General features: G+C 58.0%; 17 protein-coding genes and 2 pseudogenes. 6 read left to right on the top strand and 13 right to left on the bottom strand.

Annotated features, from left to right (window positions below):
* The first annotated feature begins 80 nt into the window (after positions 1-80).
* Positions 81-1130 carry an IS110 family RNA-guided transposase gene (locus M1E07_RS15765; RefSeq protein WP_461187570.1) on the top strand — a complete coding sequence of 350 codons (1050 nt, stop codon included), beginning with the start codon at positions 81-83 and terminating at the stop codon, positions 1128-1130.
* Positions 1131-1150: 20 nt separating this feature from the next.
* Here M1E07_RS15765 and M1E07_RS15770 read toward each other — a convergent pair.
* Positions 1151-1308 (bottom strand): annotated as a pseudogene (locus M1E07_RS15770) (transposase); the annotation flags it as partial.
* A 166-nt stretch (positions 1309-1474) separates the two neighbouring features.
* Between M1E07_RS15770 and M1E07_RS15775 the strand changes: the two are divergent.
* Positions 1475-1747 (top strand): hypothetical protein, encoded by a 273-nt coding sequence (locus tag M1E07_RS15775; protein WP_461190482.1) that lies wholly within the window; start codon positions 1475-1477, stop codon positions 1745-1747.
* On the opposite strand, the gene M1E07_RS15780 is transcribed toward M1E07_RS15775, so the two are convergent.
* The 5 genes from M1E07_RS15780 to M1E07_RS15800 form a co-directional block, all read right to left on the bottom strand.
* Entirely contained in the window at positions 1706-2944 is a 1239-nt protein-coding gene (locus M1E07_RS15780) for an IS256 family transposase (protein WP_461190416.1), read from the bottom strand. The genes M1E07_RS15775 and M1E07_RS15780 overlap by 42 nt on opposite strands.
* Before the next feature lie 775 nt (positions 2945-3719).
* A complete protein-coding gene (locus tag M1E07_RS15785; protein WP_461187571.1) occupies positions 3720-5198 on the bottom strand; it encodes a polysaccharide deacetylase family protein in 1479 nt (492 codons plus the stop codon).
* Positions 5199-6696: 1498 nt separating this feature from the next.
* Positions 6697-7803 carry a glycosyltransferase gene (locus M1E07_RS15790; protein WP_461187572.1) on the bottom strand — a complete coding sequence of 369 codons (1107 nt, stop codon included), beginning with the start codon at positions 7801-7803 and terminating at the stop codon, positions 6697-6699.
* Positions 7800-8858: a glycosyltransferase gene (locus M1E07_RS15795; protein WP_461187573.1), complete on the bottom strand. Its 1059-nt coding sequence runs from the start codon at positions 8856-8858 to the stop codon at positions 7800-7802. The genes M1E07_RS15790 and M1E07_RS15795 overlap by 4 nt, the downstream gene beginning before the upstream one ends.
* Positions 8855-10009 (bottom strand): hypothetical protein, encoded by a 1155-nt coding sequence (locus M1E07_RS15800; protein WP_461187574.1) that lies wholly within the window; start codon positions 10007-10009, stop codon positions 8855-8857. Before M1E07_RS15800 ends, M1E07_RS15795 begins: the two co-directional genes overlap by 4 nt.
* Positions 10010-10599: 590 nt before the next feature.
* Between M1E07_RS15800 and M1E07_RS15805 the strand changes: the two genes are divergently transcribed.
* From M1E07_RS15805 to M1E07_RS15820, 4 genes are all read left to right on the top strand, one after another.
* Positions 10600-12033, top strand: coding sequence for a sugar transferase (locus M1E07_RS15805; protein ID WP_461187575.1), 1434 nt, complete (start codon positions 10600-10602; stop codon positions 12031-12033).
* Between the two features lie 419 nt (positions 12034-12452).
* Positions 12453-13946 carry a DUF4012 domain-containing protein gene (locus tag M1E07_RS15810; protein ID WP_461187576.1) on the top strand — a complete coding sequence of 498 codons (1494 nt, stop codon included), beginning with the start codon at positions 12453-12455 and terminating at the stop codon, positions 13944-13946.
* Positions 13947-14126: 180 nt separating this feature from the next.
* A complete protein-coding gene (locus tag M1E07_RS15815; protein ID WP_461187577.1) occupies positions 14127-14717 on the top strand; it encodes an LPXTG cell wall anchor domain-containing protein in 591 nt (196 codons plus the stop codon).
* A 363-nt stretch (positions 14718-15080) separates the two neighbouring features.
* Positions 15081-15437: a VanZ family protein gene (locus M1E07_RS15820; RefSeq protein WP_461187578.1), complete on the top strand. Its 357-nt coding sequence runs from the start codon at positions 15081-15083 to the stop codon at positions 15435-15437.
* A gap of 15 nt (positions 15438-15452) precedes the next feature.
* Here M1E07_RS15820 and galU read toward each other — a convergent pair whose 3' ends face one another.
* The 7 genes and pseudogenes from galU to M1E07_RS15855 form a co-directional block, all read right to left on the bottom strand.
* Positions 15453-16349, bottom strand: coding sequence for a UTP--glucose-1-phosphate uridylyltransferase GalU (gene galU / locus M1E07_RS15825; RefSeq protein WP_461187579.1), 897 nt, complete (start codon positions 16347-16349; stop codon positions 15453-15455).
* A gap of 9 nt (positions 16350-16358) precedes the next feature.
* Positions 16359-17158: pseudogene (locus tag M1E07_RS15830) on the bottom strand (enoyl-CoA hydratase/isomerase family protein).
* Positions 17159-17559: 401 nt separating this feature from the next.
* Positions 17560-18468 (bottom strand): nucleotidyltransferase family protein, encoded by a 909-nt coding sequence (locus tag M1E07_RS15835; RefSeq protein WP_461187580.1) that lies wholly within the window; start codon positions 18466-18468, stop codon positions 17560-17562.
* 4 nt (positions 18469-18472) lie between these two features.
* Positions 18473-20008, bottom strand: coding sequence for a tyrosine-protein kinase domain-containing protein (locus M1E07_RS15840; RefSeq protein ID WP_461187581.1), 1536 nt, complete (start codon positions 20006-20008; stop codon positions 18473-18475).
* 89 nt (positions 20009-20097) lie between these two features.
* Positions 20098-21294: a hypothetical protein gene (locus tag M1E07_RS15845; RefSeq protein WP_461187582.1), complete on the bottom strand. Its 1197-nt coding sequence runs from the start codon at positions 21292-21294 to the stop codon at positions 20098-20100.
* Between the two features lie 22 nt (positions 21295-21316).
* Positions 21317-21598, bottom strand: a complete 282-nt coding sequence (locus tag M1E07_RS15850) for a PqqD family protein (RefSeq protein WP_461187583.1) — start codon at positions 21596-21598, stop codon at positions 21317-21319.
* 2 nt (positions 21599-21600) lie between these two features.
* Complete coding sequence (locus M1E07_RS15855; RefSeq protein WP_461187584.1) at positions 21601-22110, bottom strand: hypothetical protein; 510 nt, start codon at positions 22108-22110, stop codon at positions 21601-21603.
* Positions 22111-22166 lie beyond the last annotated feature (56 nt).

Raw genomic sequence — 22166 nt, forward strand, 5'->3', positions numbered from 1 at the left:
GTGACCCGTTACAGATGCGTCTCCAAAGCGATTCAGGGAGGCTCCTGCCACTTGTCCCGTTCAATAGAAGAGGAGAACGCATGGCAATAATTGCCGAGGAATTCGAGTTCGTCGTCGGAGTCGACACCCACGCCCGCACCCACACTTTCACCGCTGTTCATGCCTCAACCGGTGCAGTGGTCGACACCGCTGTGTTCCCGGCCACCTCCGCGGGAATGGACCGTGCGATCAACTGGATCGTACGGCGCACAGGCGGGGAGAGGGTCTTCGCTGCTGTCGAGGGCACGTCCTCCTACGGTGCCCGGCTCACCCAGGTCTTACTTGCCGCTGACATCGAGGTTGGCGAGGTCAGACCACCCACCCGCTCATCGCGGGCCCTCACCGGCAAGTCGGATCCGATCGACGCCGAAGCCGCAGCCCGTTCAGTCCTGGGGCGACCCCGCGATCAGGTGACCGAGCCGCGTGCTGCAGGCACCAGGGCCGCGATCAGGATTCTGCTGGCCTCACGGTCCCTGCTGGATCACCAACGCACCGCGAACCGCAACGCCCTCACCGCCCTTCTCCGCGGCACAGATCTCGGAGTTGACGCCCGGGCATCCCTGCGGCATGCACAGGTCACCGCCATTGCAGCTTGGCGGACCTCAAACAGCACCGAACCCGTGATCCGAATCGCCCGCGCCGAAGCCAAACGCCTGGCCCTGGCCGTCAAAGACCTCACCGCCAGGCTCGCCGACAACCACAAGGAGTTGGCGCAGCTCACCGAAGAATTGGCGCCAGGGCTTCAATCTGTCGCCGGGGTCCGGCCCGTAACAGGAGCGATCATCACGTGCGCCTACTCCCACCACGGCCGCATCCGTTCAGAGGCTGCCTTCGCCGCACTCGGAGGTGTCGCGCCACGCCCGGCGTCCTCCGGCAACACGACCCGGCACCGGCTCAACCGATCCGGAGACCGTCAACTGAACCGCGCCTTCGACGTCATTGTCCGCACCCGCGTGAGCTTCGACACCGCAACCAAGGACTACGTGGCCCGCAGCCGGGCATCAGGGAAATCAAACCGGGAGATCCGCCGGAACCTCAAACGCTACGTCTGCCGCTCCATCTTCCGGCAGCTCCAAACTATCATGGCTTGACGGAACCCATAGAAGAGTCATTTTGGGTTGATGTCCCTTGCCAGATAGGCAGCTGCCCGGCGCAGAATTTCGTTCTCCTGCTCCAACAGGCGGTTGCGCTTCTTCAGCTCGCGCATCTCGGCCGACTCCGTCACCGCCGGGACGGTCCGGATTCCTTACGTTCGGCCATGCCAATCCAGCTGAATATTCGCGCTCTTGGGGTCCATCTGTCGTGTGTTTGGGGCCGGTAGGCAGAGCGCGCAGTAGCGGTCTTGGGAGCCGGGCAGTGGCGTCGTTGGGGGCCACCCCGGCTTAGGCTCCTTCCGTCGTGTGTATAGGGCGCACGGCGGAAGGAGTAATCAGTGATGGTACGGAAGATCAGGGCGAAGCTGGTGTTGCAGTTGCGCGCCGAGGGTCTGTCAGGCCGGGCAATCGCAGCGTCGCAGGGAATGTCACGGAAGAGCATCACGGCGGTGCTGGAGACTGCCGACGCGGCCGGTGTGGTGTGGGACGAGATCGCCGACAGCTCGGACCGGGAGGTGTATGCCCGGTTGTTGGGACTGTCCGATAAACGGTGTGTGGGGTCCGGCTGGTTTTCATTCGAGCCGGCCGGCGAAGGTAATAGCGAACGCGTTTAGTGCAGGCTTCCACCTGATTACCCAGCGTGCCCGACCGCCGCCGGTGGGATCAAGAGATCTGGTGACCAGGTACAGGCATTTCAGGGCCGCGGTCCCGTTCGGAAAGTGCCCGCGGGCCCTCACCGCCCTTCGATAGCGGGCGTTGATCGACTCGATCGCGTTCGTCGTGCAGATCACCCGCCGGATCTCCACGTCGTACTCCAGGAAGGGCACGAACTCGGCCCAGGAGGATTCCCAGAGCCGCACGATGGCCGGATACCGCTGGCCCCACTCGGCCGTGAACTCGGCAAACCGGTCCTTCGCCGCTTGCTCTGACGGGGCCGTGTAGAGCGGCTTGAGCGCCTTGACGATCCCGTCGCGGTGCTGGCGGCCGGCATAGCGGAAGCTGTTGCGGATCAGGTGCACAATGCACTGCTGCACGACCGTCCGCTCCCACGTGGTCGTAATCGCCTCCGGCAGGCCCTTGAGCCCGTCGCAGACGGTGATTAACACATCTTCCACGCCGCGGTTCTTCAGCTCGGAGAATACCTGCAGCCAGAACCGGGCACCCTCGCCACCGTCGCCGGCCCAGATGCCCAGGATCTCCCGCTCCGCGCTGGTGGTGACCCCCATAACGACGTAGAACGGGGTGTTGCGCACCTGCCCGTCACGGACCTTGACCACGACCGCATCAACAAAGAGCACCGGATAGATCGGATCCAAAGGCCGGGCCGACCATTCGGCCAGCTCCGAGGCGACTTTCTCCGTGATGCGGCTGATGGTGTCTTTGGAGACCTTTGCCTCATAGACCTCCTCGAAGTGGGCGGCGATTTCCCCTGTCGTCAGCCCCCAGGCGGACAGCGAGAGGACGATCTGGTCGATCCCGTCCAGACGCCGTTTCCGCTTGGGCACTATCACCGGCTCGAACGATCCGTCCCGATCCCGGGGGACCTCAATCTCGACCGGGCCGATCTCGGTCAGCACGGTCTTGGACCTCGTGCCGTTCCGCATGTTAGCGCCGACCGGCGTCTGGCCATGCTCGTGGCCCAGGTGCTCGGTCAGTTCCGCTTCCAGCGCGGTCTCCAGCACATTCCTCGTAAGCTGGTTCAGCAGCCCGCCCGGGCCAACCAGGCTCACGCCCTGCTCCCTGGCCTGCGCGAGCAACCGCTCCGCAAGCTCCTTCTGATCAATGATCTCTCCCGTCACAGAATCGATCATCACCCCTGTCATCCCGGTCGTGGACTCAGACACGGCCCTCTCCTTTCGGATCAGGCCGGACCCTCACACACCGTTATTCAGACAGACCCGGACAAGGAGTCAACAAAACCGGGGCCGGTCCCGAGGGCATTACGGTCGATATGACACTCCGATAGACATTTTTGAAGTTGTGCCCTGTTCGTTTACGTGGAGTGTTGGTACCGGGACAGGGAAGACCCGGTGTGCAATGCGGCGCTTAAGGCAGCGGACAATTTCCCGTTTGCCATGGCCTTGAGCCGTCCTCCTGGCCGCGTAGTCTTTCGTTTGCTGGACGTACCTCATTCTGACCAGCACGATGTAGTGAAGGGCAAAGTCGGCCTTCCGAGCGCCCGCGATTCCGACGGTTCCTTTCTGTCTTCCCTAGGAAGCAGGCCGTGGACCAGTGCCCGCAAATTGGCTTTCGCTACTCAGTCGCGCTATGTTGTCGCCGGCGGTGAGGAGCAGCTAGCCCTGTAGTGGGGCCCGATCCGCATACGTTGAGGAGCTCGAGCGAGAGTTCGTAGAATACGAGCACTCTGATGTGAGGTCCCATACCTACTCATCGAGTTCTTGATACCTCTTGGCCAACATGCACTACGGATAGCGTTGCATCCTTCTGCCGCGACAGGTTGCCGCTGTGGGCGGGGGCTGTCAGCAACGCGACGAGAGGTGGCGTTGTCAATTGACGGCGATGCCGCAGAGCACATCACCTCGCACCATGACCTCAGGTATCCCGTGGAGCCTCCACCCAGGTTGATCATCTTCCTGCAACGACGTCCTCAACAGTGCGAACAGCAATCCCAATAGATGCTGCATGATCGACAATTTTCTCAAATTCGGTCGGACTCAGCCCCACCGAAGGGTGAATCCGATGGTGGGTCAGGATTAGCCATGAGTGGTTAGCTTTGGCCTCGTCAAGGCGCTGCATAACCGGCGCTGAAATTCCGGCAACACTTGCGTCACAATGAGTCAAAAGATATGGATCCAGCCGTTCGGGGTGATTATGCAACGGCTGTGACGACGTCGTTCGTGCCGAAGAGAAGTACCTTCGAACCATATGAATGGTCTCCCGATTGAAGGCGCCTTGGGGATAGGCAAAGCTTTGCCCTCGAAATCCATGGGAACGAAGCCACGCCTTGTGTGCAGAAAGCTCAGCATCTAATGTAGCGGCATCTAAGTTGGAGAGCCGAGCATCATGAGCCACTCTTCCCATAGAGTGCCCTCCTATTTCCCAATTGCTGAGATCCTGCATGGCACTGGCCTGCTCAATCGTCAACCTTCCTGGCTGTCCAAAAAGATCGGAGATAACGTAGGCGGTTCCTGGGTAGCCGTACTTGTCCAGAATGCGCTTGCCCTCCGAATAAGCGTCAACATAGCAGTCATCAAAAGTGAAGGACACTACCCCGTGAGGGTACTTGTGGGCCGCTACCGGCACAAGTCCAATGCCACCGACGTTCAGAACAAGCTTTTCAGAGTCGCTCACGTTGGCCGAGGCGATAAAGCGCAGCCGCAGGTCCGTTAGTCCGTCACGAGGAGGAGAATTCGTCTCTAGAGTGCTGTATGACGCCCAATCGAAGCGGAGCGGAAACCACTCCCCGTTAATAGCAGGCGTAATAGACTCACCGCTTATCCACGTACGAAGAGTATAGTACCTCCCAAAGCCAGGAGTACCCAATAGCAGCTCTATAGCGCCCAATTTATTGCCCTGGAGAAAAGTAGCATCAGACTGATTACCGAAGTCTTCGAAGCGAACCCAAACCACAAAATGTTTTAGCGTGGTATTCAGCTTTAGCCCTGTTTTCGTGATCTGGGCGTGGACGCCCGGCCCACTAGCGACCAGCGAGAGCGATTGAGACCCAAACGCTGGATTGGCGGGATCATCCTTAGCTGTGGCATTGGATACTTGAAATCGATGGCCAGGCTGAAAGGTACTTATCCATTCGACAGCGACAGGATAGTGAAGACCCGACGGCCCGGAGCCCACTGAACCAAAACTACCATCCAATCCCATCTGCGACGCCTCGTATAGGCCAGTTTCAACTGCCGCAAGTTCTTGTGCATTAGCAGCACTGATATCGGGCCGGGCAGCAATCCACGCCCCCGTCAAAGCGGACGAAACTGCACCTACTCGGAAAAATCCGCGACGGCCTAAAGGCGTTCTGAACTGCGGCACGGATGACTGATAGGCCCAAACATCTGAAGGCAGGCTCTCAGGGCTGCGTGAAAAAATACTCATGCGAAGCAATGTAATTGCGTAAATAACAGGGAGCCACAGTAGCAACTACCTGCTTTTTTAGCGCACCAGTTATCGGAACTACTTGGTTTAGCGGTTGCATGGTGGGGGCGGCGGAGGCGAGACGCTAGAGAGCGTCACCTCGGACCCTGGATTACAGGAGTCCTCGGACACTTCAGGGGTGCCACGACCTATACTGCCTTTCGCCGGCTACCAGACGCAAAGTCCATACGGCTTCGTCCGCTCCTCCGCCTTCTAGCTGTAGGAGGAACTCGGGCACCCAGGAGAATGAAAGCGAAACAGACGCAGAATGAAAGGATAATCGACATCAGTATGCCAAGCAGAGAAAACCGTGAGCCCCACAAAAGCAAAGAAGGGACCATAACAAGAATCGCAGCGACCGAGCCCATAACCGCAAATCGCAGTCGGCGTAGTGGCGCTAATACGGCAAGCGGAACCGTCTGAGTCATAAAGGCTAAGAACACAATGAGTGCGAAGCAGGTTCCGGTCGCCAAGTTTGTGTCGACTACACCAAGTGATAATACGTCTAGTATGACGGGTCCCGCTATCATCGCGCCCACGAAAATTACGAGTCCTGCAAGCCATATGTGTCGTAAAGATTGAGTAGCTGAAATACGAACATCGCTCCTATCGCGAAGCTTACCCGACATTCTTCCGACCACCATTTGTGTAATTGGGAGCATGATCGTCACAAATTGCTTCTGCACCTTGTCAATAATTGCGAAATGGACGAAGGCCTGTGATCCTACGAAACTACTCAAAGGAAGAGCAAGCGATGACAGGATGACGTATGCAAAATTTAGGCCCAATCCATGAGTCTGTTGACGTAAAACGCGCCCGAGAGCCGACCACCCGAGCCGAACCTTCACTTGCTCCGATGTCCTTCGTCGTGCGTAAATCACGGATAGTATGACCGACAGAAAAAGTCCGCCTGCTATACCGGCGATGTACAAGGTTCCTTGTCGGTAAAAAAAAGCCAAGCCCACCCCACATACAGCGCCTGCACCTCGGGTCAAGGCGTCGATGAAGAAGAGTGCGACAGGGTCGTTGAGTCCTAAGAAGTACCAGCTGGAGCCCATGCCAAGCAGAGCGAAGGCCATAGCACTGCCTACGAACAGCGGGTTGAGGGCACCTGGAAGCACGAAAGCGCTCAGCGCTACTACGAGACAGACCGGCGCCACAAAAAGCAAACGCACCATGAGGGAACGAATCAGGATAACGTACTGGTCCCCTAGCTCCGCCATGGCCACTTCAGAGGGGCCGGTAACCGGCCAGCCCAGCCCGACTATTACCGATCCTACTAAGCCTATTGACTGCCCGAGAGCTATCTGGCCCCACTGATCGTCGCCTATCGCCAGTATTAGAACTGGGATAGAGCCAATAGCCACCACTCCAGAGAGCGCAGCTGGAGCGAAATACCACGCATTCGCCCACGGCAAAGTACCAAAGCGAGAAAACTTTTGTCTTTTTCTTGCGTGTCTCAAGACTTTGATTCTGAACGAGAAGAGGTAGACACAAGCCCATTATAAACTTCGGTATACGCGCGGGCAGAGATCCCTATGTCGAATTGCTTGAGAGCTTTGCAGCGGCTTTCCTGCGAAAGTTTTGCGCGCTCATGAGGTTGCATTTCCGCATAGCAGTTCATCGCCCGCGCTAAAGCACCCACAGATTTGGGTGAAACCAACATATCACTGCGTAGGGCGAAAGAACTGGCTCCCCCAACGTCTGTCGTTATAACGGGCACTCCGTGCATACAAGCTTCAGACCCCACCATTGGGAACGTTTCCGAGAAGCTCGAAATAACGAGAGCGGAAGCATGGGCGAATAACTCCGCAACATTCAAGCAGGGGCCCAAAAATCGGGCCGACGCACTATCCGATTGACTGAAGCCCGCATCCGCCGCAAGTGACGCAAACCGTGAATTTTCCAGTGATACGCCCTCACCAGCGCAAAGTAGACGTGACTCTGGATAGGACTCGAGGTGCTGCTTAAAAGCTTTCAACAACACGTCATGTCCCTTAACCGGGTTGAACCTAGCCAAAGACAAGAACACTACACGATTTGGGTCAAACAGTGGCTGCTCCACGACGGGCGTTCCGTTATTGATGACTATAGCGGGAGACGAATAACGCAAAGATTTCATGTACTCAACAGAACGATCGCTAGTCGCTATCGCTACCGCAAAGAAGCGAGATAACCGTCCTACCGCGTGGGCCATGATGCGGCTGCGGAGCGGATCGGTCTCCTGGATAGAAGCGACGTGCACTGACGTTATACGCTTGGCTCCCCGAGCGTTGATCAACAAGGAGACGAAGTCGGACTGGACAAGGTGTGAATGCAGGATGTCAGGCCGTAGCCGGTCCACTTGACGTTGCACACCTACTAACATCTTCACGAGATCGCGCGAAGACTTAGACGCACCGACTGACGTCAAGGACGCCGCCGATCTGCCCACTTTTTCACTAAGTGGCCCCTGACCCTGCAGGACAACAACATGATGCTCATCTGACCAGTTGGCCAAGAGAGCGGCAAGAAGGCTTTCGGCCCCCCCAATATCAAGACTGTTAATAACATGCAAAATCTTCATGGTTGGGCAACTACCCTTAGTCCGTAAGCCTCAAGCAGTCGCTCCTCCTGGACTGCGGATACATTGTCTTTCAAAAACTTATCCCATGTGTCCAGCAAGTCTCGTGCCTCGTTTCGATTCTGCAGTATTTCTACAACTCGGTCGGCCATTGCCGCAGGAGTCGTAACCTTCGCGGGTTCCGGAACTTCGCTGAAAGCAGGAATGTCCCGCACTAGACTCGGAATACGCATTGCGTTTGCTTCCAGTAGCACCATAGGGAAACCGTCCCATGCTGCCGGATGCACATGGAGGTCTGCGGCAGATAGTTTCTGGAGTGCCTCCTGCCGAGGTAGCCACCCGGTTATTTCCACTCCAGCATTCACCAGACGAGACACGTAGTGATCCTCACCGCCTCCCACCCAAGTAAACTTTATTTGGGGCATGGCTGCTTTAACGATTCGCACTACGTCGCAAAAGAAGTCAGGATCCCGCGCAGGAGTCAAACGTCCCACCACCACAATTTCGGTGCCAGCCTTGTCCTTCGGCGTCGTTTCGACTTGGCGGACCTGGGCGACATTGGGAACGTAAACCACGCTTGGACGTGAATTTCCAAAAGAACTAAGTGCTGCCTCTCGCGGGGAACAAGCGGCATATCGGCTCGTGTTGCGGCTAAGAATGGATTCGACCAGCCGAAAAATGAGAGCAACGAGGCGAGGAATGTCTGCTCGTTCCGAACCGTACCCATGTGGCGTGTAGACAATAGGACGGCGCTCGGTAGCTCTGATGCCCACTCGGACGTATAGCCCGGCAAAACTAGAGTGAGCATGCAGAACGTCCGGCTGCAATTCATTGACGAAGTGCCTCACGCTATGGATGGCGGCGAGGGGTTGCCGGGGCAAGGACAGAACGTCGGCAAATACATCGGTTTCACCGTTGTCTATGAAATCACCGGGTCGCTCGGTCCTTAAAAGATAGTGTGTCAGTTGCGGTGTGGCTTCAGCATATTGCTGGAGGGCGGTAGCGACACCGCCACCAAAACTTTCGACAACATGGAGCACGGAAAGCGCACGTTTCAAGAGAATTCCTTTCGGTTCGCGACATTGCCAGTGCGGGTGGCATTCGAGCGAACGTATACCCAAAGAAGAGCCGGGACGAATGGAGTCAGATGCTTCAGGGCGGACCCATAATCCGGCTCAAAGAAAGACTGCGTAACCAAAAAGCTAATTAAAATAAGCGCCATGCGCGAGTAACGCACTGACTCTTCGTCATCCGCTACCGGGCTCCACCCAGATTGCAAGAGGGCCCTGTAGAACACAATCCACAGAACACCTATTACGCCCGCGAGCAGCATGTAATATGGCGATAGCTTCGCCATCAAAGGAAAAGGAAATTGCAACACCAAGTAGCTCAATACATTGTTTGCAATACCCGACATCGGCTCGCCTACGTCCAGATAACGCGGAATTAGGCTATTTACGTCCCCGTAGGATTCGCGATACGTATTGACACTGGATCGGTAATAATCGCTTGGCACCCCCATAGCGATCGTGATGAAGGCTGAGCCTAGTACCACTAGAGCAGGGGCAACAACGAAGACCACTCGTTGAGGTGTCATGAAATTCTTAACCGCAAGTAGCACTGTGAAGGCTGCAGCCAGGAAGAACCAGTAGTTCCTAAAAAAGTAGGCGTACGCACATATTGCGATCAGAAGAAGCAGTAGTCGCCAGAGACCGGATCGTAGCACAAGTGCCATCAAAATAATGGGAACAATGAATACTTCTTTTGAATAAGTTCCCATATAAATTGAGGTGAGAAGAATGCCGAAAACCAAAATTGGAGTAGCGAATCCTCGCAGAACATCGGTGGAACACGATCGAAGGATGACAAAGTACGGAACGCACCCGATCGCAAAACCCAACAAAGACGCAAGCACCGGGTAGTCAGCAAAGCCGACTATTCTGTAGAGCGTAGCCACAGTTCCGTAGGAGGAATCACCAACCGTTTCCCATGTACCCTGCGCCAGGCTTTGTATAGTCTTTTCGTCACCTAGAAACCGTGGAGGAAGAATAGCCTCCCTACGCAGGACGATAAGCAAGCCAATCCCGATAGATAGCAGCGTAAAGAGGTCACGAACTAAGAAGGCCTTGGCATCCTTACTTCTTGACGCACGGGCTTGCCGGTCGGGCGCCGTCTCCGCTTTTAGCCGCGAGTAACCCGTAGTGTCCACTCAAAATCTCCATAATAGGCGGCACTCCAGCCAAGGGGGCTTCCCCCAAAGGAAGGACCATTGAGCGAAGCACCTTTGAACCGGTACAATCCACCGTGCGCGAGTGGAACGACCTCACGCTCATTTGCAGGCGGGTCCCCGCCGGCCACCTTCCAGCTCGTCATATTCAAGCCCCCCACCATCGAACCGCTCCCCCTACCCGCTGTCACCATTCGAACAGCCACTTAGACCACTACTATGATGTTGTCAGAGGAATAATCTTAAATCCTCTGCGCCGGGCGTAACGATCATACCGGCATAGAGGGGGCAGGACTTCGTCAATGCCCTTGCTTTCCTCGACAGCCGTTTTTTTGATGAGTTGCGTCACTTAAGGCTGCGGTGGCGTTGGTTGCTTCAGGTGATCTCGGCTATTCTGGCGCCACCTTGTGAAGGTCAAGGCGCGAGGCTGGGGCAGTCGCCAAACTTGTCGCGAGGAAGTTAACTTTCTACCGTCCATTCGAGAACCAGAGCCGCCATGCGGTCTGGCTACTCCAGGCCTTCGTCCTGTTACTGATCGGCGCAATAGCGCCAAAGCTTGCAAAGGGGTTTCGTTGAATCGGGAAGCTGATTGGCGTGCGCGGTCTTCCCGACTAGTCGGAGTAGTGGATGCGTTTGTCATTACCTGGGCTGTTGCGGGGGCATTCGTCGTCAGGTTCGGGGCAGAACCTAATTTCGTAACATCGGGCATGGAGACGGCGTATTCGTGGTTATCCCTAGGACTGATCGTCACTTGGTGGGTCATGCTCGCTGCCTGGAACACTCGACAGACTCGCATCCTGGGATCTGGGCCGGATGAGTATAAGCGAGTAGCGGCCGCATCGCTCTGGTTGTTCGGCCTTATTGCCATTCTCTCGTATGTGTTTCGAATCGATACCGCCAGAGGCTACGTTGGCATAGCTTTGCCGGTCGGTCTTCTGGGCCTTTTTCTTTCTCGCTGGCTTATTCGACAGCACCTCTTCGTTGCCCGCCAAAATGGCGAGAGAATGTCAAGGCTTCTATTAGTAGGCGGACATAGCGCGGTTGCTCACCTAGCAGCCTCTATGGACCGCGCAAAGTACTGTGGCTATCTGCCCGTCGCGGCATATACTCCCGGCGACGAAGACGCCCAAGAGAATAAGACCTATGGCCTTCCTGTACTCGGCAATGAGCCAGATACGTCGTCCATACTTGACGCCATAAAAACTTGCAGGGCCGATGCTGTTGCAGTCTCGGCTGGCGTTCAGTTACATCCTCAGACTCTGAGACACTTGGGCTGGGAATTAGCTGCTCGAAATATCGGGCTGATTATGGCACCGGCTTTAACTGATATTGCCGGACCGCGTATACATACGCAACAGGTAGCGGGGCTCCCGCTAATACATGTCACTACGCCTACTTTGGAAGGCGGTCAAAGAGTTGCAAAGCGACTCTTTGACATTTTAGGGTCAGCCGTCCTGGTTATCCTCGCATCGCCCGTAATGTTGATCGTTGCGGGCCTCGTATGGGTCGACAGCCCTGGGCCTATCCTCTTCAAACAGGAGCGGGTTGGTATAGAAGGTAAGCATTTTAAGATGCTGAAATTCAGGTCAATGATAGTTGATGCGGAACAGAAGCTAAACGAGCTTGTAAGCCGCAACGAGGGGAGTGGTGTCCTCTTCAAGATGAAGCAAGACCCACGGGTGACACGCGTAGGTCGGTTTACCAGAAAATTCAGCCTCGACGAACTTCCTCAACTGTTCAACATCTTGGGTGGTTCTATGAGTCTTGTAGGCCCGCGCCCGCCGTTGCCAAAAGAGGTGCAGGCCTACGAACATGACGTCCGGCGTCGCCTTCTTGTGAAGCCAGGCCTCACCGGATTATGGCAAGTTAGCGGGCGATCGAACCTATCGTGGCAGGACTCCGTGCGCCTTGACTTGTACTACGTGGAGAATTGGTCCCTGGCCGGTGATCTGGTGATAATTCTTCGTACCGCCCGCGCCGTCTTCGGAGGAACTGGCGCGTACTAAATACACGCGTTTTCTCGCTGTGCCCTTACGGAAGGAAATAACTTATGACGCGCAGGTTATTAGGCAAAGCGGGCGGGGTCAGGGTAGGCGGGTCTGCCGACGGTAGTGGGCATAAAGGGAAGTCTCGGGTCTGGTACCTCCTCGTAGGAACCGCAGTTACTGTGGCGATTGCGTCCTTGGCAAGCCTATGGTGGCTGCGATCAGCGGCGTCTGATATCCAATCTCATTTGAATGCCGCAGCATCATTTGTCCCCTCGGTTCGAGCGGACGTGGCGGCAGGTAGGACCACAGAGGCTGAGGCTTCGGTAATCAAAATTCGCGAGCACACAGCAGCGGCTAAGGGAACCTCCGAAAAGCCCCTTTGGACGCTTACTTCCGAGCTCCCTTACGTTGGTCCGAACTTCAGAGCCATAACGGAAGTGGCTCATTCTGCTGACGATGTTGCTACGCTCGGGCTCGCTCCCCTAGTTTCAGCGGTCAGCGCGTTCGACTGGGAGAGTCTCGTACCCAACAGTTCTGGTTCGGACTTGAAGCCGCTGGCCGAAACCTCATCAACTGTCGCCTCTGCGGCATATGCAGTTCGCGAGTCCGCTAACCGATTAAATGCGATTGAAACTCAGAATTTGCTTCCGCAGATCGCAACGCCCATAGTCCTCGCCCGCGAGCAGTTAAATGAGGTTACCCAAGCTTTGGATACTGCGGCTGATGTCTCTAGGCTCGCTCCGGCGATGTTGGGTAACGAACAAACCCGTAGATACCTTTTATTGATTCAAAATAATGCTGAGTCTCGAGCTTCAGGTGGAATTCCCGGTGCTTTGGCTATTGTCTCCATCGATGACGGAAAGCTGACTCTTGAAGCGCAGTCAAGTGCGACTGCGCTTGGATCATTTACACCTGCACTGGTAGTGGAAGAGGAACAACTGCGCATCTACTCCAGCAGAATGGGCAAGTTTATGCAGGACGTCAACTTCACGCCTGACTTTCCGACCACTGCTGCTTTGGCCAAAGACATGTGGGAGTCGAAAATGGGCGGCACGCTCGATGGCGTGATCTCAATTGATCCTGTTGCCCTCAGTTACGTACTTGATGCCACGGGTCCGATACCGATCGACGACCCTGAGCTCCAAGAATTGTCGGGCGGCAAACTGCCCCGTGAAGTCACCAGCACAAACCTCGTACCTACCCTTCTCTCGGATGTGTATGCCAAGATTTCTGAACCTGAGCTCCAAGATGTGTACTTCGCAGGTGTCGCCCAATCGATATTCGCCAGCCTGTCATCTGGAACTACTGACCCCGGGAAGCTGACAGAGGGCATCAGCCGCGGCGCAGATGAAGGCCGCGTATTGCTGTGGTCGGCGAAAAGTGACGAGCAGGCCATCATTGCGAACTACAGGCTAAGCGGCTCAGTCACCGGACTTTCCAACTCACCGGCACAATTTGGCGTCTACTTCAACGACGGGACCGGTGCAAAGATGGACTATTACGTCAGACGCACAGTTCAGCTAGTCAAAGAATGCGCTAAAGACGGATACGAGCAAACGTCCGTCCGGATAACCAGCACGAACACCGCTCCAAAGGACGCCGCCACATCGCTACCTCCCTACGTCACTGGGGACGGCATTTACGGTGTCTCGCCGGGTTCAGTGCAGACGAATGTGGTAGCTTACGGACCGGTGCAAGCAAACGTGGAAACAGCGAAACTAGACGGGCAGCGAGTCGCATTTGCCCCATACCTACACCGCGACCGACCCGTTGGCGTCCTTACGGTGCGACTTGCTCCAGGGGAGAGTAAAAGTGTCGAGTTTACTTTCGGCAAAATAGTCCAGCAAACCGAGCCTGAAGTGTTTGTCACACCCAGTCTTCAACCCTTAGCTGATGTGATTTTGCCCACCGAAACCCCTGGCTGCCACTGAGTTCCATGGACAGTCGCTTAACGCTAAGTAAACCGAGTGGATTGAGATTGCTCACAACGAAGTGCAGATGGTACCGTCTTTCTTGGGATATCTATCCGTAGTTCTGCACGGTCTCGTGCGGAGGGGAAAAGCTCCCTAATTTCGGGTACAACAAAACTTAAGGTCTCCGGGGGGACACATATGAAAAAAACACTCGCAGCACTCGCACTTGCAGGATCAATCGCATTGCTGGGCGCCGCCCCAGCAATGGCAGATCTTCGTTATGTATCAGATGAATCGCCGGCTACCGTTTCAGACGGAACTCCGGCGCCGGGCGAAACCTTCATCTTCAGCGGCACTGGCATGCTCCCTAATGAGCCTGTCACTATCACCGTAACGCCCGTTGACGCTGCCGCACCTGCAGCCGGCAGCCAGTCGGTGGCGGCAAAAATCAGCATCTTCCAAGCACCGCAGTCCTTCAGCACCACCGCTGACGCACGCGGCGCATTCTCCCTGCCCATTAGCATCAGCGAAGCTGGCACTTACTCGATCTTGGCCACGGGTAACATCTCGGGAAACCAGGCGGGGCCTGTCACGGTAAAGGTTGAGGTCGCCTTGGCCAACACGGGTGGCGCTGCCTTGGCCAACTCGGGCAGCAGCACGGGCCTCGCAAACACAGGCGCTGACTCCGGCCTTGTCCTCTGGACCTTGGTTGGGGCAGGCGCGCTGGCTGCCGGCGCAACCTCAGTAGTGGTTGTTCGCCGCCGCGCTAAGGTTGAAGTCGCTGCATAGCTGCACACCCGCAGGCACCAAAGAGGGTGGGGTTCCCCGGGCAACCGGCGAGCCCCACCCTTTGCTTTAAGTTGTAACCAAACTCCCAGCCGTTGGGGCTGTGATGTCTATAAGAGCTAGGGGGCGGGACATTGACGACGAGCACCAGGGCAATGCGCCTTCTTCGATTCGCCCCCCGCCCACAGGAGCCTCGTTATGCTGTCTTAGGCCAACTCGCCTTTTCCACCCCGGGCATTACGGCCTTACGCCTTCTACATACTGCTTAAGTGTAATTTGAGGTACTTTCGGAAGAACCGGTTGTGGCGCTTGCTCCTATTTGTCATGCTAGTTCCCCTAGCCGCGATAGCCTTCTGGGCGAGCCCCGTGGACCAGCCATTCCAGGGCCAACTTGCCAAAATCCTGCAATTGCTTCACCGGCAGGGAATCCCGGCCTGCTTCAATTACAAATTCGTGGAGGCCTCGGCCAATGTGGCACTTTTCGTCCCGCTCGGATTTGTAAGCTCCCTTGCTTTCCCCGATAAGCGGTGGTGGCAGATTGGCGCCTTTGGGCTCATAATGTCCTGCTGCATCGAGTTAGGCCAACTCCTGTTTCTTCACAACCGGTTTGCAAGTCCCCTTGACCTTGTGACAAATGCTTCAGGTGCTGTCATTGGCAGTTTGCTGGCGATTCTTTTGGCTAAAAACCTTGAGGCCCGCCGCCTTCGGGCAACGGGCCTTTAGAAGGTTTGTAAAGCTTCAGTTACACATGACGAAGCTCTTCATCCAGGTTTTCAAGTCCTCTCCGAACTCCACGCGCTCCGACGCCAGAGTGATGACGGCCTTGAGGTAGCTCAGCTTGTCGCCTGTGTCGAAGCGGCGGCCCTTGAAGACCACCCCATACACACCGGAGCCTTCGCCCTCGCCGGCAGCAAGAGTCTGCAGCGCATCCGTCAGTTGGATCTCCCCGCCGCGGCCCGGCTCCGTGTTCTCTAGGACGCCGAAAACAGACGGGTGCAGCACGTATCGGCCGATCACGGCCAGGTTGGACGGTGCCTCAGCTACGGCAGGCTTCTCCACCAGGCTGTTGACTCGGACGTAGTCCTCGCCGTCTACCGCAGTGATGTCCGCGCAGCCGTAGGCGCTGATCTGAGAGGGGTCAACCTCGATCAAAGCAATGACGGAACCGCCGGTCTTCTGCTGGACCTCCATCATGGTGCTCAGCAAGTCCTCGTCCTCATCGATGAGGTCATCGCCCAGCAGGACCGCAAACGCTTCGTTGCCCACGTGCTGGCTGGCGCACAGCACCGCGTGGCCCAAGCCCTTGGCCTCGCCCTGGCGGACGTAGTGAATGGGGCCAAGCTCCGAGGCGTAGTGCACGGACTCCAGACGGTCTGTGTCGCCCTTCAGCTCGAGCGCGCGCTCCAGGCCCGGCTCGCGGTCGAAGTGGTCCTCGAGGGAGCGCTTGTTCCGCCCCGTGATCATCAGCAAGTCGGTGAGGCCGGACTTCACGGCTTCCTCAACGACGTACTGGATGGCTGGCCGGTCCACCACCGGCAACATTTCCTTCGGCATTGCCTTGGTGGCGGGCAGGAAGCGAGTTCCCAATCCGGCAGCAGGAATGACGGCTTTGGTGATAGCTTTCCCCATAGTCATAGGTGAACCTTACAAATCAGCGGCAGGCAAAGGCAATTTCCCGCCGGTGAATTCGGGGTTCCACTTCTCCTGTAAGGCCCTAAAACCCTCTGCGTAGTCGTCTCTTTTGCAGAGAGTCTTGCCTGTTCAGCGTTTACTTCTGTCATAGCCTCCCACAGCCCCTGGCGATGGTCATGAATGGTCGCCACCAGCTCCTTGCTGGCGGTGAAGGCTCCGGTGGCACCACGAGCAACCCTGGCTACGATGGCTCGCGTGTTCTCCACCAGCTCCCCCGCCGGCATGGCACGGCTGAACAACCCACGTGCCACGGCCTCTGCCCCGCTGATCAATTCGGCCGTGTATATCAGGTCCAGCGTCCGGTGCATCCCCAGCCGCTCCGTGAAGTACCAGTGCCCGCCCGAATCCAGCGTGGCGCCCAGCTTGGCGAACGGCGACCCGAACTTTGCGTTCTCCGCCACGTACACCATGTCAGTGGCAAGCAGCAGCCCCAGCCCCACGCCGAGGCAGGTGCCGTGGGCCGCGGCAAACGTCGGTGCCGGGAACGCGCTCATCTTCTTCAGCAGGCGCTCCACCAGCCCGCCCAGGTACGCGGCGGCGTCGTCATTCTGCGGCGTCACGTTCTGGATGTCCCGGTCCGCACGGAAGGCGCGGCCCTCTCCCCTCAGCAGCAGCGCCCGCATCTCACCTCGCGTGGCGGCGGCAGCAGCAGCGACGTCGTACGCCTGGGACAAGTCCGCCAGCGCCTACTCATCCAACGAGTGCAGCTTCTGCGGTGCGTCCAGGACCACCTGAGCGACGCCATTGCTAATGGAAAGGGGAAATCACTCGGGCTCCTTCGGGTGAGACCGGTCAGGCTTAGACTTGAAGTCGACGATGATTTCCTTGCTGTTGGGGTGGCTCTGGCAGGTCAGCACGTACCCCTTGTCCAGCTCATCAGCACGTCCCGCACACTCCCCCGGCGCGGGCGAACGGCGCAGCCGGGCGGATTCTCTATCCGCGAATCCTCGGCCGTGAATGTCAGGCCTTCGGCATCGCGCAGGACGGCGCCTCGGAATTGGATGCGTCCGGCCTACGTCAAGACCCTGCCCCGGCAGATCTCCCGGGCCGCTTCCATGATTGCTCCTAGCACGGTCATCGCGGCCTGAAACCTATGCCGATCGTTAGTTCAGGATAGGAGGTAGCCACGAAGGGTATAGCGGAATTCATCAATTTATTGATTCCAGGGCCGGTTGAGGTCTCGCACAACTTGCGGGGCAGCACGCAGGAATCGGGCCCACCTGGTTTGGTGCTGCCGGATCCGCCCGCGGAAGGACATGTCTGCATAAATGTTTGCGCCCAAAAAGACCTCGGGCCGCGGGAAAACGGCTCGAAACAGCATCCTCGGTCTGTCCTTCAGTGGCGCCTGACCAATGGCGATAAGCCGCGCGCTCCCCGGCTCTTTAGCCATCACAAGGTTGTGCCACTCCATGGATGCCTCAGGCCAGTCCAACATCGCGGTCTTGGGAAGAAGGTCCTCAAGGAAGGGGCGTATTGCGGCAAGTGAGCCTGTGGCTGCGGAAATGTCTAGGATCGCGACGGCGTGCGACTCCCGTTCGGTAAGATCCGCGAGGAACCCGAGTTCCTGCAGAGAGGCCGGCAACTGGGGTGAGCGGAGAGCGTGCAAAGCAAGAATCAGAATTCCCAACGGCTTTGAGGGGACGCGCACCTTTTGTCCTGCAACTTCAAAGTCCTCCGTGTCGGCCCACAGCGATTTGAAGGTGTCGCCAGGAATATTCTCCATCCCGGGAAACCGGAAGTGAACGTCGATGCAGCACGGCCATTCTGGATGGTCGACAGTAACTGAGTGCTTTGGAAAGGTTTTGCTGTCCGGATCCACCGGGCGTTCCCGCCAGCCGCGCTCCCGAAGTCCCTGGAGCATCGCAGCCAGGTCCGACGGCGCCACGAAAACATCGACGTCGGCCGAAATCTTGGGCGGGCGCAGCCCCTGCGTGACACTCGCCGGGCCCTTGATGAAGAAAGCCCGTATCCCCATGCTGTCCGCGATGCGCGACACCAGGGCATGCCCCAGGAGCACGCCTTCGGGGACACTGAACTGAGTTTCATCAGGCTGATTTTTCATGGAACTATCCGCGTGCCCGGCGGCCAGCGGCAGTGAGCTCGGATTCAACCTCAGGAGTTGGATCCGTTGCGGAGGTGTAGGTCCCGTAGTACGAGTAGGCGTCTGTTCCGCGGGTATGCACGCAGTTGAGGACCGCGCCCAGGATCCGGCCCTTAACCTTGTCGAGGTTCCCAAGTGACTGTGCCAACTGCTCCTGGGTGGTCTTGCCTGTCCGGATCACCACGATGGCGCCGTCCGCTGCGCGGGAGAGTACGGCGGCATCCGTCACGGGAAGCAGTGGAGGGGCGTCGATCAGGACGATTGCGTTCTCCGCCAGGACGTTGAGCATGTTCTTCATAGCCAGGGAACCCAGCAGCTCGCTAGGGTTCGGCGGAATGAGGCCAGAGCCGAGTACCGAGAGGTTCGGCAGGGCACCCCAGGGCTGAAGGACATCCGCCAACTCGGCGGCGCCGGTCAGGACATCGGTGACTCCCACCCCCGGCACAAGATCGAAAACGTCCACTAAGGTGGGGCGCCGGAGGTCGCCGTCAACCACTACAACGTTCTCTCCGGTAGCTGCGATGGCGACCGCAAGATTTGCCGTGACCGTGGATTTGCCTTCCGCCTGCACCGAACTGGTTATCACGATTATTCGTGGCGGTTGGTCCACATCGAGGAAACTAAGGTTGGTGCGCAGTTCCCGGAGCGCTTCAGCCATCGCTCCGCCGGCGTCGTGGACCTCCTCCGCGGTGCCGGCTTCCAAGGTGGTGCTCTTGTTTGCTAGGCGGTGGTCCACGGGGAGGGTGCCTATCACGGGGAGTCCGAACAGCCGTTCGATTTCAGCGCTGTCCCGGATGCGCCGGTCCAGAAGACGGCGGACCAGTGCATAGGCTACCCCTAGCGCTAGTCCGACAAGTGCGCCGAGCGCCAGGTTGAGCTGGGTGTTCGGTGATGTGGGGCTGGCGGGAAGAAGTGCTTTGCCCAGGGGAAGCACCCGCACAGCCGTCGCGGTAGCATTCGCCAGCGACCCGGCGTTAGGCGTTGCTACGGTGCCGGGCTCAGCACTTGTCTCCGCGGGAGCCGCCGTTTCGATCGCTTCCACTTGGGCGGCGAGGCCATTGACCCAGGCGTCGGCGACGCGCTGCGCGGTAACGGGGTCGGTCGATAGGGCGGTCACCCGAATCTCGGCGGTGTCCAGCGGGGCCTTCACACTGATGGTGCCGAGCAGAGCGTCCGCAGTGGTGTTCAGCTCTAGGGCGGCGATGACTCGGTCCGCCACGAGCCGAGACTTTGCCACAGACTCGTAGTTTTTGACCTTGGCCTTGGCAAGGCTGTCTCCGGCCAGAGACAGGCTTACGTTGTCCGAGCCCGGTGTCACCACGATACCGCTGGAATCAGAGGAATAAATTTTGGGCTGGATAATGGTCCACCCGCCCGCCGTTACGGTGCCCAACAGGGTGAAGGCGACAATGGCCTTCCAGTAAACCCGAAGTATCCGCAGGTAGTCCGTCAGGTCCAATCCTGCCGGCGCTTCCGCGGGCGCTGCCGCTGTTGTGCTCATAGTGGTTCCTTCCACTCAAATTCTCTGTTTACTGTCCCGGCGTTCATCGCCGCGGTGCTGCTTCGAGTGGTCCCCCACGCTGTCGGCGGCTACTTGCGGCCGTGTTCCAAAACTGATCTCTCAGCGAGCTGCGCTGCGGCTGCGGCGACGGCACCACGGTAGCCTTCCGGCCTGCCGTGCACCTTGCTGACTTCTTCAGTGAGCTGGTCCAGCCTGACTGGGTTGGCGGACGCTTCCCAGATGGCCGGGCCGATCCCGCTGAGCCGCACAATCTCGTTGTCAAGCATCACTAGCACGTCCCCATCGATAGCCACAGCGTCTTTTGGTGTTGTGCGCCGAAGGCAGCCGTCCGGGATGCGTCCGGACTGGGCATCGTCTGCCCGGGCTTCCCATCTGGGCTCCGTCTCGGGCTGCGGCCAAAATAACGGCTCCAGGGCGGCCGGCAGATGAGTGGCTTCCGAATACGTCATTTGCCAGACTCCCCCGACGCTGTCGATCAGACGACAAAGCGATTGCAGCGGCTCCTCAATCTCGCCCTGCGAGGACGAGTCTGGGATCAGGGCAAGTACAGCGTCGGCCAGCGGGAACCTCTTCAGCACGGGGGTCACCGGAGGATCACTCTGGATCCGGTTCAACAACACGATGGACTGGATGAAGGGCTTGGTGGGGGCTGGTTCTAGTCCAAGTTCGTCCGGCCCAATCTGTCCCTTGGGCAGGCCGGGCCCTTGCTTCACTGACAGCGGCTTCGGGTACGGAATCACGGATCCGTCCGGACCGATGGCTACGGTTTCATCCGTGACATACCCGTACGTTCTCGCCAGTACCGAAGCTGCGGTGGTTTTGCCCGTTCCCGACTTGGCCACGAGCGCCACCACCGCCCCTGTGACGGGATCCGCCACTCCGCAGGCGTGGAGCATCATTAGTTCCCCAGCATTGGCCAAGATGGCAGCCACCGTCAGCCTGGTCGTGAGGTTCTCAGCCAACTCTTCAAAAGAGGCAGCCTGCAGCGGGAAAGTGCCGGCCTCGGTGGCCATCGTCCGGTAGGTGACTGACGCCGAGAACGGCTCGGAGTCGGTGGGCTCGTTCGGCAGCGGCGGAACCAACAGCTCCTCAATGCTGGCGCATCGTTCCCAGGCCAAGCGCATGGCATCCCGCTGCTCCCGGGTAACTTCGAGGCCCCAACGAACGGCGAACTGCGTTCCCAGCACGTCCACGCGCAGTAGATCACTGCCGCTCAGCAGCCCGTCAAATTGGCTTGGTGCACCGGCCGTCTGTAAGTTACTCATAATCCCGCCGGACCTGAAGCTCTTAGAGCGAAGTGTGGCTAGCAGACTCAATCAAGTGCTGGGCTTCGAGGCCGGCCAGGAACCCTTCGACTTGGACCTGCATCCGGCCGACCTGATCCTCAAAGCTTGACTCGAGTTCATTCAGAATGGACTGCACTGTTCGTTGCCCGTCAATGAGATCCCAAATTTTTGCAGCGGTACCTTCGAGGACCACCGGCTGGGTTGCGTCGAGATGAAGGAGGGCCACCCGGCCCTGCGACTCTGTACGAACTTCTGCGACTAGGCTCCCATGTTTCCAGACCATGGTTAGTAGGCCACCGTCAGAACCCCAGTCAGAATCCGGTCGGTGCCGTCCGGAAGCCTGAGGGTAATGGTCAGCGAATAAGTAAAGGTCGTCTTAGTAGGAGACCCGTTGAGACGTTGGTACTCGAATGAGAGGGGGAAGTTCAGGGGCTGGCCACTGCTGATGCCCCCTGCGTACGAGAATGTGGCGTTGTACTCGAAGGTGGCGGTATAGGCCGGTGCTGTGAGTACGGCGGGAGTCATGGACTGGATGCCTGCTCCTGCAGTTACTGTTCCTGACGGCTTGATATTGACAGTGCCGGTGATCGGACCCGTAATTGCTGCACCCACGTTGTTGATCTGGAAGCCCGTGGGGCCGGTCCCCGTGCGGTTGGTGCCTGAACCCGTACCTGTTGAACTGACCAGTGTGATGCTCGACGCTGGACCCGTCAATGCCGCTGTGGCGCTAATCCTGGACGCCGCTGCAGCCGGCGCGGCGATAGCCGTGGCAATAACTGGTAGCGACCATGCCACTCCCGCAACTACCCTGCGACGGCTTAAGCCCCCCTTTGCGCTGTTATGGACCGTCT

The sequence above is a fragment of the Arthrobacter sp. Z4-13 genome (assembly GCF_054792705.1).